Annotated in this window: 11 protein-coding genes and 4 tRNA genes; 6 read left to right on the forward strand and 9 right to left on the reverse strand. The window is 41.7% G+C overall.

Going from position 1 to position 17,477, the window contains the following annotated elements; genetic code table 11:
- The first annotated feature begins 29 nt into the window (after positions 1-29).
- Together BTN98_RS16540 and BTN98_RS16545 are read left to right on the forward strand one after the other, a co-directional pair.
- Positions 30-106, forward strand: a tRNA-Asp gene (locus tag BTN98_RS16540).
- Between the two features lie 37 nt (positions 107-143).
- Positions 144-220: transfer RNA gene (locus BTN98_RS16545), tRNA-Trp, on the forward strand.
- A 381-nt stretch (positions 221-601) separates the two neighbouring features.
- Here the strand turns inward: BTN98_RS16545 and BTN98_RS16550 are convergent.
- Positions 602-1,807, reverse strand: a complete 1,206-nt coding sequence (locus tag BTN98_RS16550; RefSeq protein ID WP_060999681.1) for an NAD(P)-binding domain-containing protein — start codon at positions 1,805-1,807, stop codon at positions 602-604.
- 58 nt (positions 1,808-1,865) lie between these two features.
- Entirely contained in the window at positions 1,866-2,735 is an 870-nt protein-coding gene (ilvY, locus tag BTN98_RS16555) for an HTH-type transcriptional activator IlvY (protein ID WP_060999773.1), read from the reverse strand.
- A 136-nt stretch (positions 2,736-2,871) separates the two neighbouring features.
- On the opposite strand from ilvY, the gene ilvC reads away from it, so the two are divergent.
- Positions 2,872-4,356: a ketol-acid reductoisomerase gene (ilvC, locus tag BTN98_RS16560; RefSeq protein ID WP_060999683.1), complete on the forward strand. Its 1,485-nt coding sequence runs from the start codon at positions 2,872-2,874 to the stop codon at positions 4,354-4,356.
- A 78-nt stretch (positions 4,357-4,434) separates the two neighbouring features.
- Here ilvC and ubiK read toward each other — a convergent pair whose 3' ends face one another.
- The 6 genes from ubiK to BTN98_RS16590 form a co-directional block, all read right to left on the reverse strand.
- Positions 4,435-4,701, reverse strand: a complete 267-nt coding sequence (ubiK, locus tag BTN98_RS16565; RefSeq protein WP_060999685.1) for a ubiquinone biosynthesis accessory factor UbiK — start codon at positions 4,699-4,701, stop codon at positions 4,435-4,437.
- Positions 4,702-4,806: 105 nt separating this feature from the next.
- On the reverse strand, positions 4,807-7,884 hold the full coding sequence (locus BTN98_RS16570; protein ID WP_060999687.1) for a multidrug efflux RND transporter permease subunit: 3,078 nt from the start codon (positions 7,882-7,884) through the stop codon (positions 4,807-4,809).
- 16 nt (positions 7,885-7,900) lie between these two features.
- Complete coding sequence (locus BTN98_RS16575) at positions 7,901-9,004, reverse strand: efflux RND transporter periplasmic adaptor subunit (protein WP_060999689.1); 1,104 nt, start codon at positions 9,002-9,004, stop codon at positions 7,901-7,903.
- A gap of 27 nt (positions 9,005-9,031) precedes the next feature.
- Positions 9,032-9,598: a TetR/AcrR family transcriptional regulator gene (locus tag BTN98_RS16580; protein WP_060999691.1), complete on the reverse strand. Its 567-nt coding sequence runs from the start codon at positions 9,596-9,598 to the stop codon at positions 9,032-9,034.
- Between the two features lie 243 nt (positions 9,599-9,841).
- On the reverse strand, positions 9,842-12,982 hold the full coding sequence (locus BTN98_RS16585; protein WP_060999693.1) for an efflux RND transporter permease subunit: 3,141 nt from the start codon (positions 12,980-12,982) through the stop codon (positions 9,842-9,844).
- A 15-nt stretch (positions 12,983-12,997) separates the two neighbouring features.
- Positions 12,998-14,143: an efflux RND transporter periplasmic adaptor subunit gene (locus tag BTN98_RS16590; protein ID WP_060999696.1), complete on the reverse strand. Its 1,146-nt coding sequence runs from the start codon at positions 14,141-14,143 to the stop codon at positions 12,998-13,000.
- A 306-nt stretch (positions 14,144-14,449) separates the two neighbouring features.
- Here BTN98_RS16590 and rep point away from each other — a divergent pair, with 306 nt between their 5' ends.
- The gene (gene rep / locus BTN98_RS16595; protein ID WP_060999698.1) at positions 14,450-16,465 is read left to right on the forward strand and encodes a DNA helicase Rep; all 2,016 of its coding nucleotides are present in this window, start codon (positions 14,450-14,452) and stop codon (positions 16,463-16,465) included.
- Positions 16,466-16,551: 86 nt separating this feature from the next.
- Here the strand turns inward: rep and BTN98_RS16600 are convergent, their stop codons facing one another.
- Positions 16,552-16,959, reverse strand: coding sequence for a c-type cytochrome (locus BTN98_RS16600; protein ID WP_060999699.1), 408 nt, complete (start codon positions 16,957-16,959; stop codon positions 16,552-16,554).
- Positions 16,960-17,220: 261 nt separating this feature from the next.
- Here BTN98_RS16600 and BTN98_RS16605 point away from each other — a divergent pair.
- Positions 17,221-17,297, forward strand: a tRNA-Arg gene (locus BTN98_RS16605).
- Between the two features lie 36 nt (positions 17,298-17,333).
- Positions 17,334-17,409, forward strand: a tRNA-His gene (locus BTN98_RS16610).
- Positions 17,410-17,477 lie beyond the last annotated feature (68 nt).

Here is a 17,477-nt window from a genome sequence, read left to right on the forward strand (position 1 = left end):
AAATTGCTTAAATGCTGAATAGACACTGCGGAGTGGTAGTTCAGTTGGTTAGAATACCGGCCTGTCACGCCGGGGGTCGCGGGTTCGAGTCCCGTCCACTCCGCCATTTATTTAAGACATAGTTAAGTCTTTAAAATAACTACAGGGGTGTAGCTCCAACTGGCAGAGCAGCGGATTCCAAATCCGCGTGTTGGGAGTTCGAATCTCTCCACCCCTGCCATATTAAAGAAGGCTCATATCGAAAGATATGAGCCTTTTTGCTATTTATAATTTATGTATGTAGGTTAACTGGCAGAGCAGCGGATTCACCTTACCGAAAATCAGCACGTGTTGTGACGTTTGAATATCGTAACTCCTGCCATATTAAAGAAGGCTTATATCGAAAGATATGAGCCTTTTTGCTATTTATAATTTATGTATGTTAACTGGCAGAGCTGCAGATTTGCCTTACCGAAAATCAATGCGTGTTGTGACGTTCAAATATCGTAACTCCTGCCATCTTCAAGAACGTCTCGACAACAATGTTAGGCACTCAAAAGACCTTAACCATATATAAAAACGCCCCAATATCTATTGGTGCGTTTTTTTGAGTGTGGTTATTTTACTTATAATTATAGAAATGTGTTAGCCATTGCTGGGCGATCATTATTTCATCATTATCTGATAATGCTTGAATACCATCAGTAAACTGTTGTGGGCGATTAAGTAATAGTAACCCAGCCAACATATGTGCGGCTTCAAATAAATATAGCGTTGGGTCACCCATACCTGTTTTAAAAGGAGTATTCGCAGATTCGCCGCCAGCAAGCAGGTAAACACAAATACCATTACGGGTTTGGTACTCTTTGACTAATTGGTTGCGATTAACCTCGGTTAATACACCTTGATTGATTAATTCAGGCAGCCGAAGTTCGTCATCAGCAGAAGTTACTGTGGTAATGAAAAGAGGCTGGGTTAAATGGTCAAATACTTCTGCACTTAATGCTCCATTACCCGTACAACAAAATACCATATTGCATTGTTGTACCAGATGTTCAAGTGAACAAACATGGACACCATCTCGTGGAAATTGCGTTAGTCGGCGAGGATCTTGGTCAAAAATGTGAAGATTACAAATATTTTTGTTTTGTAGATGCTTGATTATTCCGCGTCCAAGGTTACCAGCTCCAATAACTCCAACTCTTAAAAAACCAGCATTATTAATTTTTAGTCCAAATTCTTCTCGTAAGATTTGATCTGAATAATGAACAATACATTCGGAGGCTTCTGTGTCTGCAGGCGTTTTGATACTTAGATGAGAAACGGTAACTAAAGGCTTTTCGATATTCTTATTACAATACTTGTATAAACCATTGGCAGTTAATTCTGTAATACCGACTAGTTGTTGTTGAAATACGCGGCATAAATGTTCACTGGCATTGGCAAAGTAGCCACCATGATCAAGGATTAAAAAAGGGCTATCGTGAGTGATATATTGACGAATAAGCGCTTCACAATGAAGAGGATCGCGTAAAGACTCCTTATTGTAACTCGGATTGACGACATTACAGTTGGTTATTTGATTAATGGTTTGTAATAGCTCAGGGTTAGCATCTGCCGTAGCATTTTTGGGAATAAAAACTAACGGATGAGCTATTTGTGCTAACACATTAATGTAGGGTAAAGAGCCTTCATAGCAGTGCATCACTGAAAAAATCACCAGATTAGGTGGAACAGGAAAGTCTTGAGCGACTTTTTTTAAAAATTGATAACCGTGTTCTGCATAAAAATCTGAACAGTATGAATGCGTTAAAATTGCGTGTGTCATGAAAATTTCCTTTTTCAATGCAATAAATTAGCGGAGGCAAGGCATTGATATAGCAATGTTAAAATAATTGAAGTAATGCTTTTAATATATTTTCTTGATGGCGTGATTGTTTACAACAAAGACCTAAACTTAATGGTGTAATCAACTCAGCAGGAAAACGCTGCACTTTATCACTCATTGGGCTGTTATTGATAACAACATCAGGCGCAATTCCAATACCACACCCCAAAGCAACCATACTGACAATGGCTTCATGGCCAGAAATTTGCGCATAAATAGGCGGTGAAATCTTTTTTTGTTTAAACCACGAATTAGCCCGTGATCTTGCTGGACCTGACTCAGCAATAATAAAAGGCAGCGCTTGCCAATTTGGACCTTGATCTAATAGTTGTTGAATCGCTGGCGGCGCAATAATAGGCGAGATCACGGACATTGGAATATGATCTAATTCTATATAAGTTAATTTAGTTGAAAGTTGTTCTGGTTTAGCAGTAATAGCGACATCTGCTTCATCTGTAAGGACTTTATCGATCGCTAGTGCAGAGTCTCCTGTTAATAACTGAATTTCTATTTGCGGATAACGTTGGCGAAAAGCCGTTAATATTGCAGGCAAATGGGTATAACTTGCGGTGACAGAGCAAAATATTTTTAACTTTCCTTGAAGTATTGAGCTATCACTGTTTAATTCTGTTTTCAGTGATAGCCAGTTAGCAATAATCGTGGTCGCGACTGGGATTAGTTTTTTCCCTGCCATAGTAAGCTCAACATGGCGATTGTCGCGATTGAATAAGCTTTGCCCTAACTCTTGCTCTAGACGTTGAATAACCCGACTAAGGGCCGATGGACTGATGTGCATTGATTGTGCTGTGTGATGAAAACTTAACGAATCACTGAGGTGAATAAAAAGTTGCAAGTTTTTAATGTTCATTGGTTTATGTTGCATGATTTGCAATTGATTGTTGTGAATATATCACTTTGCGCAACAAGTTACTTGATCTACTATCAATCTATTCGATAAATAAATATCGAACCAAGGATTAATATTTTTCACGGAGTTTGTTGTTATGGCTAATTATTTCAATACCTTAAATTTACGCCAGCAGTTAGATCAACTGGGCCGTTGTCGTTTTATGGATCGTGCTGAGTTTGCGACTGAAGCGGATTACCTTAAGGGTAAAAAAGTTGTTATTGTCGGATGTGGTGCACAAGGTCTTAACCAAGGCCTTAATATGCGTGACTCAGGTTTGAATGTTGCTTATGCACTGCGTCAAGCTGCTATTGATGAGCAACGTCCATCATTTCAAAATGCCCGTGATAATGGTTTTGAAGTGGGTAGCTATGAACAACTGATTCCAAATGCTGATTTGGTGGTAAATTTAACACCAGATAAACAACACACCAATGTGGTTGAAACGGTGATGCCACTGATGAAGCAAGGTGCGGCATTGGGTTACTCTCACGGTTTTAATATCGTTGAAGAAGGCATGCAAATCCGTAAAGATTTAACCGTCGTAATGGTTGCACCTAAGTGTCCAGGTACGGAAGTGCGTGAAGAATACAAGCGTGGTTTTGGTGTACCAACCTTGATTGCGGTTCACCCTGAAAACGATCCACAAGCTGATGGTCTTGAAATTGCTAAAGCATGGGCTGCGGCCACTGGGGGTCATCGTGCAGGTGTGCTTGAGTCATCGTTTGTGGCTGAAGTGAAGTCTGACTTGATGGGTGAACAAACTATTTTATGTGGCATGCTACAAGCTGGCTCAATTGTTTGTTATGAAAAAATGCTGGCTGATGGTATTGCACCAGAATATGCAGGTAAATTACTTCAATTTGGTTGGGAAACGATCACAGAAGCACTAAAGTTTGGCGGCGTTACTCATATGATGGATCGTCTTTCAAACCCAGCTAAAGTTGCCGCGTTTGATTTATCTGAGCAGCTAAAAGATCTTATGCGTCCACTATATAACAAACATATGGATGACATTATTTCAGGTCACTTCTCAAGTACGATGATGGCTGATTGGGCTAATGATGATGCTGAGTTATTAGGCTGGCGTGGTGAAACCGCTGAAACACAATTTGAAAACTATCCGACATCAGAGCTTCAAATTTCAGAGCAAGAATATTTTGATAATGGCATCTTGATGGTAGCAATGGTACGCGCTGGGGTTGAGTTAGCCTTTGAAGCGATGACAGCATCAGGCATTATTGATGAGTCGGCGTATTATGAGTCATTACATGAGCTGCCTTTGATTGCCAATACTGTTGCCCGTAAGCGTCTATATGAGATGAACGTGGTTATTTCTGACACTGCTGAGTACGGTAACTACTTATTTGCTAATGTGGCGACACCGCTATTACGTGATCACTTTATGGCAACCGTTAATACTGATGTGATTGGCAAAGGGCTAGCTGCAACAACTAACTTTGTTGATAACCAAAAGTTAATTGAAGTCAATGAAGCATTACGTAACCATCCAGTTGAAGTGATCGGTAAGCAATTACGTGGTTACATGAAAGACATGAAGCACATTGCTGTTGGTGGTTAAACTTCAATACAAATACTAATTAAAAGAAAGCCCAGTTTGATGAGAACTGGGCTTTTTTGTCGATGCTACAACAGCTACTTAAGCATTATTGTTGTCATCAGCATTAAGCTTGGCTTCAAATGCTGCTAGTTTTTGTTCAAGCTCAGTAAGCTTTTGGCGAGTGCGTAATAGTACTTGGGTTTGAACGTCAAACTCTTCACGAGTGACAACATCCAATTTACCAAGTTGTGATTGGATCACTTGACGTACTTTTTGTTCAACGTCATTACCAAGATCTTTAACCGGCTTTGGCATTGCGTCTTGAATTTGTTTAGCTACTTGTTCAAGTTTCTTTGAATCAAACATGATCCGCTTACTCCGTTGCGAAAATCGTTGTGAGTTATTGTAATCGGCGCTGTGGTGAAAAGAAAAGGGCGCTGATGATTCAGCGCCCTTTTTTTCATTGGTTAATTAGAAGTGGTTGTCTAAACCATCATCTTCTTCAACAAATACCGGTAATGGTTTATGTTCACTTGCCAAGAACGTATAAATAACTGGCAATACAAACAAAGTAAATAACGTACCGATAGATAAACCGGCAACGATAACAATACCAATACTGAAGCGTGATGCTGCACCAGCACCTGATGCGTATAACAATGGCACTAGGCCTGCAATCATCGCACATGTTGTCATTAGGATTGGACGAAGACGGATCTTCGCAGCTTCCATAACAGCATCCATGCGGTTCTTACCATGGTAGAGCTGTTCTTCTTTGGCAACTTCACAAATCAATATACCGTGTTTGGTTATCAAGCCTATGAGGGTTATTAAACCTATCTGCGAGTAAATATTGAGTGTTGTCGCACCCCACGCGAGGGCAATCAGTGCACCACAAATAGCTAATGGTACTGATACGAGAATCACTAATGGATCGCGTAATGATTCAAATTGAATCGCAAGTACCAAGAAAATAATTGCCAATGCTAGACCAAATGTAGCGTATAGCGCATTACCTTCCGTAACGTACTGACGGCTTTCACCTAAGTAGTTATGACCGTAGCCTTTTGGTAATACTTTTGCCGATTCAGTATTTAACCAATTTACTGCTTCACCGATTGAGGTACCTGGGGCTAATACTGCGCCGATGGTTGCCGCATTTTGTTGGTTAAAGCTTGGTAATGTTGGTGGCGCTGGCGTGACTTTAATGGTCACTAAGCTACCCAATGGAATTAAATCACCACTATTTGTTTTGACGTAGTAATTGTTTAAATCTTTAGGATTAAAACGATCTTTACGCTCAACTTGTGGAATCACCTTGTAAGAGCGGCCTAAAATATCAACACGGTTAATATCACCACCGGCTAACATCGTACTTAACGTATTACCAATTGCTTGCATGGTAACGCCATACGCACCGGCTTTATCTTTATCGATATCAATGTTCATCGTCGCAGAGTCATACTTCAAGTCTAAATCTGAGTAGACAAACATTGGGTTATCTTTAACCTTTGCCAACATTTCAGAAGCAACTTGGTAGAGGCTCTTAAAGTTGTTAGGCGTGGTGATAACAAACTGCACTGGTAAACCAGAACCTGCGCCTGGAAGGCTTGGCATTTGGAAAGCAGTGACAGCCATTTGTGGAATATTTTTAATCTTTTTCGTTACTTCATTCGCAACTTCAGTTTGGCTTTGATCGCGTTGGCTCCATGGTTTCAATGTTGCAAGACCAAATGCTTGGTTAGCCGATGGAATACCTGAGAAAATTTGCGCATATTGCACGCTCTTCTGTTCCGTCAGCACTTTATTGACTTGATTCATTGTATCTTCAATAAAATCAAGGTTAGCGTTAGCAGGGGCGGTACCCATAAACACTACCACGCCATTATCTTCAGCTGGCGCTAGTTCGCTTGGAATAAACTTAAATAAGAACGGTAAGCTTGCACAAGCAAAAATTGCAAATACGATCACAACTGAACGCATGTGCATGATGCCGCTTAGCATTTTTTCATAACGTAGTGTTAAACGATCAAGAAAGCCGTGAACCATTAATTCAAATTTATTTGGCGCTTCATTTTGTTTAAGGAAAGTTGCACACATTACTGGTGATAATGTTAGGGCAATGATCCCTGAAATAAATACCGCACCTGCAAGGGTTAACGCAAACTCTTTAAATAATGAACCGGTTAAACCGCCCATTAATGCAATCGGTGCATATACCGCACCTAATGCAATCGTCATTGAAATAACAGGTACTGCAATTTCACGAGTACCAATAATGGCAGCCCTAAATGGCGTTTGTCCCAGCTTAATGTGTCGTTCAACGTTTTCTAGTACCACGATAGCATCATCGACCACCAGGCCGATAGCTAATACCAGAGCCAGCAATGTCATTAGGTTCCATGAGAAACCAAACAGTTGCATCACTAGTGCTACACCAATCAACGATAACGGAATCGTAATGATTGGAATAATGACTGAGCGTAATGAACCGATAAACAATGCAATAACGATTAATACAATTAATGCCGCTTCAAGAATGGTTTTAATAACCTCATGAATCGAGTCATTAATCGCAATTGTTGAGTCATACATCACCGTCATTTTGATGGTGCTTGGCATGTTACGTTCAATGGTTGGTAGTAGGTTGATAACATCTTTGGCGATGTTGATTGGGTTAGCACTTGGTGCTGCTTCAATCGCGCCGACAACCGCTTCTTGGCCATTGGCCGTTGCGCGGTAGCTATCGCTGCTGCGCGATAAGGTTACCTTGGCTATGTCACCTAAGCGGATCACTTGACCTTTATCACTTGATACAACCAGTTTTTCTAGTGACTCTGGGCTATTTGCTTGAGTGTTAGCACTACCGTTGTAGAGTACGAAATCATTGTTGGTTTGACCGACAGCTGATTGGTAGTTGTTAGCTTGTAGTACTTGAGTTACATCACTGGCAGATAAGTTAAATGCTGCCATTTTTTGTGGATCAAGCCATACCCGCAGTGCAAAAGGTACACCGCCATACATGTCAACTTTTGCCACGCCACCTACCGTAAATAACTGCGGTTTTACTACTCGTTCGATGTAGTCAGTGATTTGGCTTGAGCTTAATGTTTTACTGGTAAAACCAAGATAGAGCACGCCAGTACCGCCACCTGTAGAGAGAGCGATGGTTGGATCTTGAGTTTCTTTAGGTAATTGAGCCCGCACCGAGTTTACTTTGGCAAGGATATCAGCCAAGGCAGCATTTGGATTGGTGTTCAATTTCATTTGCACGGTAATCGTCGACATACCCATAGTACTTTGGGCGGTGATGTAGTCGATATTATCGGCCTGAGCAATAGCTTGCTCTAGTGGTTGGGTGATAAACCCTTGAATAAGGTCAGCACTAGCACCGTAGTAAGCCGTACTTACGGTTACTACAGTGTTAGTCATGTCCGGATATTGCCGAACCTGCATTTTGAAAATCGCCTGTAGACCCAGCAATGCGATCATTAAACTGATCGAAATTGCTAGTACCGGGCGTCTGATGAATATATCAGTAAAGCGCATCCTGAGCGTTCTCCAGTTACAGCAATGGGATTTCAGCAGGAGCCTTCAGTGCGTCATTTTCAACGATGTGCACTAATGACTTGTTGCTAAGACGAATTTGGCCGCTAGTTACGATCTGCTCTCCAGCTTTTAAGCCTGAAAGAATGCGTACTTTGTTACCTTTGTTTAGACCTGTAGTTACCACTGTCTGCATTGCACGTAATTTGCCATCAACGTTGCGCAGTACATACACCGTATCACCGTAAAGGGTGTAAGTAATGGCGGTTTGAGGCACCACGATTTGATCAGCGATAACAGGTTGAATAACACGTGCGCGTGCAAACATACCACTGCGCAGCATGCCGCCGCTGTTAGGAATATCAGCTTGTACCTGAATCAAACCTGTTTGAGCGTTAACCGCAGGTTCAATCGCAGTAATTAGACCTTTAAAGTTAGTATCTTTATAAGCATCGATGCTGATATCAACCGTTTGGCCAATTTTGATTTTAGAAATATCCGTTTGCGGAACCGTAAAGCGGAAACGCATCGTCGTGGTGTCTTCTAAACGAATAATTTTAGTACCAGGTTGAATATATTGACCTAAGTAAACATTACGTAGACCAATCTCACCGGCAAAAGGTGCGCTGATATTACGACGTTGAATAGATTCTTTTAATGATTTGATTTGAGCCACTAATGCGAGGTAGTTAGCTTTAGCTTCATCAAGGCTAGATTTTGATACTGAACCTTTACGATAAAGATCTTTGTAACGTAGGTAAGAAGCTTTTACTGAGGGTAATTTTGCTTCAGTACTTTGTAAGCTCGATTGCTCAACATTGGAGTTTATTGATACTAATAATTGCCCAGCTTTTACTTTTTGGCCTGATTCAAAATTGATTTTGCTGATCACACCAGCCGCTTCTGAAGTTAGGGTTACACCTTGCATTGGTTCAATAAAACCAATTGCCTGTAGTGCTGGATGCCAGTTTTCAGCTTTGGTGGTAGTGGCTGTGACCGGATAGTTTGCTTCCGGCATATTAGCCATATATTCAGCTATCTTATGTTCTTTAAAAAGATTGAAACCAATTACACTTCCAAATAACAGAAGAGCAAGAAGTAACATCACGATCCATTTTTTCATTATGAGGTATGCTCCGGAATTACAATGTTAATGCTGAATAATGGCGTCCCAAGAGGCATTAATAGCGGCATTTAGTTCGCTATCAGTGATCTCTAATCCACCATTGATTTTCCGACGGGCCAAATAACAACTCGTCTCAAGGCTAAGTGTGCTTAAAATTTCATTATCAAGCGGTTTAAATAGGTTGCAGGCTTTACCTTCGTCAAACATTTGATTGACGCAGCTAAAGAGGTGTTTATTTAATGCTTTTCTTTCATGTGCATTTTTACGTGGCAAATTCTGAAATTGCCCTTGATTGATTAACGGTGCATTACCACTTACTGACATTTGCCACAAATTGAGCCACATCGTACGGTAACGCTGTTTAAGTGACATACTATCGTTAATATTCTGGCTAATTTTGCTCGCGATATAACCTAAAATATATTCATGTAGTTGGAATAGTAGATCATCTTTATCATCGAAGTAGCGATAAATAGTGCCTGTTGCAACTTGAGCTTCTTTAGCAACCATCTGCATTGATAGACCATGAAAGCCATGGGTGGCTAAAAGTTTTTCAGTTGCTGTTAATATGCGCTCTTTTTTATCAGTCATAATTGCTTATATTCAGTACAAATAGAATGAATGAATGTTCATTCATTGGACTATTGTAGGATTTGATGATTGATTCGCAAGTCTTATTTGAGCTTTTGTATCATTATTAAGAATATTGCAAGATTCCAATAAGTGCCAATATGCTTATTGGCAGTGATAGGGCAGTTTTTTCAAGTAAAAAAAGTAATAAAAAGCCCGTATCAAGATAGATACGGGCTGCTATGGTGCTAGATTACTGAGCGATTAATGTGGTTGCGTTGGTGGCGTACTGTCAGATGTTGGTTTGGTTTTTCCACGACTAAAGATACGTTCTACTACCACAAAGAAAATTGGAATAAAGAAAATACCTAAGAAGGTTGAACTCAACATGCCGCCAAGTACCGCAGTACCAATGGCATTTTTACCACCTGAGCCAACGCCGGTACTGATAGCTAATGGCACCACACCAAGACCAAACGCGAGCGAGGTCATGATGATTGGACGCAAACGTACACGCACCGCATGCAGAGTGGCTTCAACCAGTCCAGCGCCTTTCTCGTAGTATTCCTTAGCAAACTCGACAATCAAAATGGCATTTTTGGTTGCCAAACCAACGGTGGTTAATAAGCCTACTTGGAAGAAGACATCGTTTGGCATACCGCGCGCATTCATTGCTACAAGCGCACCAATGATTCCAAGCGGTACTACTAGTACTACCGCAAAGGGCACTGACCAGCTTTCATACAACGCTGCAAGTACCAAGAACACCACCAAGATAGATAACGCGTATAGCATTGGTGCTTGGTTACCCGATAGACGCTCTTCATACGATAAGCCGTTCCATTCAACGCCAAACCCTGGCGGTAACTTTTTGACCATCGCTTCGATATCAAGCATCGCTTGGCCAGTACTGTAGCCATTAACCACACTGCCTTGAATATTCACAGCAGGGGTGGCGTTGAAACGTTCCAGACGCGGTGACGCATATTGCCATTCACCGGTAGCAAAAGCCGAGAACGGCACCATTTCACCTTGGTTGTTACGCACATACCAACTATTAAGATCACCTGGTTTCATGCGATATTGAGCATCACCTTGAACAAAGACTTTTTTCACTCGGCCACGATCAATAAAGTCGTTAACATAAGAGCTACCCCATGCCGTCCCCAGCACTTTGTTGACGGAGTTAATATCAATCCCCAGCGCACGTATTTTGGTTTGATCAATATTAATTTGGTACATAGGTGCATCTTCTTGACCATTTGGACGAACCCCAACCAAATTAGGGTTTTCAGCTGCTAATTGGAGTAATTGATTACGTGCAGCAATTAACTTGTCATGTCCTTGACCACTACGATCTTGAAGGTAGAAATCAAAACCACTGGCGGTACCGAGCTCGATCACCGCTGGTGGCGCAAATGAAAACACCATCGCATTTTTGATTTTTTGGAAATAACCCATCGAGCGATTTACTATCGATTTAACATCCATGCCCGGCAATTGGCGATCAGACCAATCTTTTAAGCCGACAAAGGCCATACCCATGTTTTGACCGTTACCTGCAAAACTAAAGCCTGAGACACTAAATACACTGGCGACACTGTCAGCCTCTTGGGTTAAATAGTAATCAGACACTTGGTCCATGACTTTCTGAGTTTGTTCTTGAGTTGAGTTAACTGGCAATATTGCCTGGCTAAATAAAATCCCTTGGTCTTCATCTGGTAAGAACGAGGTTGGCATGCGCATAAAGATCCAACCCACGGCAACAGTTAAGCCAAGGAAGATAAACATCACTCGAATTGAGCGCTTAATCATTGCAGCAACACTAGCTTCGTAACGTTTGGTTAAGTTATCAAAGGTGCGGTTAAACCAGCCAAAGAAGCCTTTGTCATTACTACCATGAGCAACTGGTTTAAGCATCGTTGCACACAAGGCGGGTGTGAGGATCACTGCCACCATTACCGAGAGTGACATTGCGGTCACAATGGTTATAGAGAACTGGCGATAAATAACCCCGGTAGAGCCTGACATAAATGCCATTGGAACAAATACAGCTGATAGCGTTAGTGCGATACCCACCAGTGCGCCAGTAATTTGATCCATTGATTTACGGGTAGCTTCGACCGGACTGAGTCCTTCTTCATGCATCACCCGTTCAACGTTTTCTACTACCACAATCGCATCATCAACCAGCAAGCCAATAGCAAGTACCATCGCAAACATGGTGAGGGTATTTATTGAATAGCCTGCGATAGAAAGTACAGCGAAGGTACCGAGTAATACCACTGGAACGGCAATGGTTGGAATTAAGGTGGCACGGAAATTTTGGAGGAACAGGAACATGATAATAAATACCAATGCCACTGCTTCAAATAACGTATGGACTACACCTTCAATGGATTTTTCAACAAATGGCGTGGTGTCGTAGGGATAAACCGCTTGTAATCCTTCAGGGAAGAACGGTTTAAGCTCATCAATCTTTGCTTTAACTGCTTCTGCAGTGGCTAAGGCGTTGGCACCAGTGGCGAGTTTAATACCAATACCACTGGCTTGTTTACCATTATAGAATACCTGCACTGCATAACTTTCAGCACCAAGTTCAACTCGAGCGACGTCTTTTAATAATACCTTTGCGCCCGAAGGATCGGATTTCAGGATTATTTTTTCAAACTGAGCAGGAGTTTTTAAACGGCTTTGGGCGGAGACGGTTGCGTTAAGTTCTTGGCCTGGTAACGATGGTGAGGCACCTAGTTGACCTGCTGAAACCTGAGCATTTTGTTCTTTAATGGCATTAATAACATCAATACTAGTGAGGTTATATTTTGTTAGTTTAAGCGGATCAAGCCAAATACGCATTGCATACTGGGCACCAAACGTTTGAATCTCACCAACACCTGGAACACGACTCATTGGATCGGCAACATTGGAGCTGATGTAGTCAGAAATGTCGTTCTTATCCATTGAGCCATCTTCGGAATAGAACCCGACTACCATCAGAAAGCTTGAGCTGGCTTTGTTAACCTTTACCCCTTGCTGTTGCACTTCCATTGGCAGCAGTGGCAATGCTGATTGCAACTTATTTTGAACCTGAACTTGAGCAATATCAGGATCGGCCTCAGCATTAAAGGTCAGGGTTATTTGAGTATTACCAAAACTGTCACTGGTTGATGATAAGTAGCGCAGGTTATCAATACCTGTCATCCGTTGTTCAATAACCTGAGTAACAGTGTCTTCCATGGTTTTAGCATTAGCGCCGGGGTAGCTAGCACTAATAACAACCGTGGGTGGGGCAATACTAGGATACTGAGAAACCGGTAATTTAAGAATGGACAGTACGCCAGCTAGCATGACGATAATCGCGATCACCCAAGCAAAAATAGGGCGATCGATAAAGAAACGAGCCATAGATTACTTTCCCTATTATTGTGAGTGAGTGACAGTTATTGGCGTCGGTTCCACCACAACCCCAGGACGGATTTTTTGCAAACCATCAACGATCACTTGATCGCCATCTTTAAGGCCACTGGTAATTCGCCATTGATTATCAATTGCTTCAGCGGTAGTGACTGTGCGTGACTCCACTTTGTTATCAGTGCCAACAACCATTGCAATCGCTTGGCCTTTACTGTTGCGAGTAATGGCTTTTTGCGGGATCATAATAGCTTTAGGATCGGTGCCGGTATTTAGTACTGCACGGACATACATACCAGGCAGTAAAATGCCTTCAGGGTTGGGGAATTCAGCACGTAAGGTGACGGAGCCAGTGTTAGGATCGACATTCACTTCAGCAAACTGAAGTGTGCCGTGATGTGAGTAAACACTGCCATCTTCAAGGATCAATTCGACATCAGCATTATCAGTAGCTTGCAGTTGACCTTGTTTAAGAGCTGATTTTAGACGTAATAATTGCGTGCTCGATTGGGCTATATCGATATTGATTGGGTCCAGTTGTTGAATAGTGGCCAAGACTTGTGCCTGCCCCGCGCTGACGAGTGCGCCTGGTGTGACTGATGATTGACCAATACGACCTGCGATAGGGGCTTTAACTTTGGTATAATTAAGATCTATTTTCGCTTTGTTGACATTGGCTTTTGCGACTTCAATGCCAGCAAGAGCAACTTTATATTTTGCTTTATTATCATCATAAGTTTGTTTGCTGATAGCGCCGCGGTTAACCAAGGTTTCACTGCGTTGAGCCAGTGCTTTTGCTGAATCTAGATTTGCTTGCGCTTGAGCTAAACTGGCTTTAGCACTGAGATAGGCTGCGTTATAAGGTGCTGAGTCGATACTATACAATGATTGGCCTTTATCAACAGTGCCACCTTCTTTGAAACTGCGTTCAGTGATAATGCCTGACACTTGAGGGCGAACTTCAGCTTCAAGGTAAGCTTTACTACGGCCAGGAAGTTCGACGTGGATAGCTTGTGGATGAGAAGTAACGTTAAGTGTACCAACAGCCACACTTTTTGCTGCTTGTTGGGTTGGCTTTTTGGATTCACTTTGGTCACAAGCGGATATCCCTAATGTCAAACTGACAATAGTAGCAATGGCTGCGATTTTTCGCATGAAATCTCCTAAATTTAAGCAATATGAGAACTGTTAAATATTATTCCATTATTTAACAGCAATGTAACCATTATTTACTTTTATATAATTAACATTTAATTCAGTTAAGAATTTGGTGCAACTAGTTGTGATTTTGTCTAATCGATACTCAATATTTCTAGCACAGATCTATTGATTAAGTTGCTGTAAGTAATGAACTTGGAATAAATGTTGATAAATTGCTCGAATGCCATTCGAGAAAAGTGAATAGAGTTGTAATGAAAGCGCATTAAAATGCGCCAATTTTTAATGACGTCAGGATAACTAATGAAACTGAACCCAAGGCAAACAGAAGCAGTTAAATACGTTTCCGGACCGTGCTTAGTTTTAGCCGGCGCCGGCTCAGGTAAAACTCGTGTTATTACCAATAAAATCGCTTACTTGGTTCAGCAGTGTGATTATAAGGCACGCAACATTGCGGCATTAACCTTTACCAATAAAGCAGCACGTGAAATGAAAGAGCGTGTCGGTCAAACATTAGGCCGTCAAGAATCTAAAGGGTTAATGGTGTCAACTTTTCATACGTTGGGACTTAATATTGTGCGTCGAGAATGTAAATATTTAGGCTTAAAAGCTAATTTTTCATTGTTTGACGATCAAGATCAGATGGCGTTGTTAAAGGAATTGACCGAAGAGGAACTCGATGGCGATAAAGACTTATTAAAGCAATTGCAGTCAACAATTTCGAATTGGAAAAATGACATGTTAGCGCCAGCTGATGCCGCTGGCCGTGCTCAAACTGAACGTGATCAATTATTTGCCCATTGTTATGAAATGTATCAGCGGCAGATGAAAGCCTATAACGCGCTTGATTTTGATGATTTGATTTTAATGCCAGTATTATTGCTGCGTGATAACCAAGAAGTACGTCAACGCTGGCAAAATCGAATTCGGTATTTGCTGGTGGATGAATACCAAGATACCAACACCAGCCAGTATTTGTTCGTTAAGTTATTGGTTGGTGAGCGAGCACGATTTACTGTGGTTGGTGATGATGATCAATCGATTTATTCGTGGCGCGGCGCACAGCCAGAAAACTTAGCCTTACTCAATAAAGATTTTCCCAATCTTAAAGTGGTTAAACTTGAGCAAAATTATCGTTCGACCAGTCGTATTCTACGAACGGCAAATATTTTAATTGCTAATAACCCGCACTTATTTGAAAAAGCGCTATTTTCAGCGATTCCTGATGGGGCGATGTTGAAAGTATTGACCGCTAAAAATGAAGAGCATGAAGCTGAAAAAGTGGTGGGTGAATTAATTGCTCATCGGTTTATGAATAATACTGCTTATAAAGATTATGCGATTTTATACCGCGGCAATCACCAATCACGATTATTTGAAAAAGCGTTAATGCAAAACCGCATTCCGTATAAAATTTCGGGTGGGACATCGTTTTTTTCACGAGTTGAAATCAAAGATATGATGGCGTATCTGCGAGTATTAACTAACCCTGATGATGATAATGCTTTTTTACGTATAGTGAACACTCCACGGCGCGAAATTGGTCCAGTTACACTCGAAAAGTTGGGAACATACGCTAATATGCGCGGTAAAAGTTTGTTTGCCGCCAGTTTTGAAATGGGGCTTGAACAGCACCTTTCTGGACGTGGTTTAGAGTCATTACAGCGTTTTACGCATTGGATCAATCAGCTGACAGATAACGCTGAACGAGGCGATACTGTGGCAGCTGTACGCCAATTAGTACGTGATATTCATTATGAAGATTGGCTCTACGAAACATCTGCCAGTCCTAAAGCGGCTGAAATGAGAATGAAAAATGTTTCAGATCTCTACAGTTGGATCACCGCTGATTTAGAAGGTGATAACTACGATAATGAAGTTAAAACTCTGAAAGAAGTGGTGCAGCGATTAACTCTGCGCGACATGATGGAGCGTGGGGAAGATGACACTGACGCTGATCAAGTGCAGTTAATGACGTTACATGCATCAAAAGGGCTAGAGTTTCCATATGTGTTTTTAGTCGGCACAGAAGAAGGTATTTTGCCGCATCAAACCAGTATTGATGAAGATAATGTCGATGAAGAGCGCCGACTGGCTTATGTGGGGATCACCCGCGCGCAACGGGAGTTAACGTTCACGCTGTGTAAAGAACGTCGTCAATATGGTGAACTGATCAAGCCAGAGCCAAGTCGATTCTTATACGAGCTACCGCAGGATGATTTAGAGTGGGAAAGCGAACGTAAACCGGTCACTGCTGAAGAGCGAATGCAAAAAGGCCAAGCCCATATTGCTAATATTCGTAATCTATTTAAAAAATAGTGCTTAATCGGCTGTTATTATGCAGGGGGAGCGATCCCCCTGATTTTGCTATTAACATATTAAGATTGGCTGATTAATCACTAACTTTAGTTAGGTTCGATCATATAGTTAATTGCCGCAACAATTTCATCATCACTGCAATCCATACATGTTCCTTTGGCTGGCATGGCGTTAAAACCTTCAATCGCATGCTTAGCAAGAACCGCATCACCTTGGCTCACTCTCGCCGCCCAATCATCAGCATCACCTTTTTTTGGTGCTCCCATGAGGCCACTGTTATGACAAGAGGCACAATATTGGTCATAAATAGCCTGGCCTGTTCGGGATGAGGTTGTTGTGACAGCAACAGGTGTGGAGCCTTCAATATGAACATTTCCTATAGGCTTTATGCGCTCACTGATTGCTGTGGTAGACATATCAGCGGCAATGACGGTGGTTGATAAGCCTATACCAGTACAAATAGCGATTAGCCACGGTCGTAAAAATAGATCCATTTATTTACCTTTATATACGTCCAGTTGTATGAGAAGAGGTGATCCAACGTGGTTTACCCAGCGTATGATTGACACCGAAAGAAGATGTTGCAATATTGTAAGTATAGCAACTGTATTCAATGATCAACTTCGATGTTGTACTATCTATGACACGAATCAACGTCGATTTGTTGATAAATGCAGCGAGCAGAATAAAAATAAAAAAAACACTTGCCGAGTTGCGTTCTGATCCGTAATATTCACCTCCGTCGATAGGGCAAGGCGCCCGTAGCTCAGCTGGATAGAGCGTTGGCCTCCGGAGCCAAAGGCCGAAGGTTCGAATCCTTTCGGGCGCACCATCATCCGGTCGTATTGGCAAAGGTAACAAAACATTGGTGGCTATAGCTCAGTTGGTAGAGTCCCGGATTGTGATTCCGGTTGTCGCGAGTTCAAGCCTCGTTAGCCACCCCATATTATAATGTGTTGATCTCCCAGTCAGCATGTTGGCTTTTTAAAGCCCGCTTGTTTTACAAGCATAC

Source organism: Photobacterium aquimaris, assembly GCF_002954455.1.
GTDB lineage: Bacteria > Pseudomonadota > Gammaproteobacteria > Enterobacterales > Vibrionaceae > Photobacterium > Photobacterium aquimaris.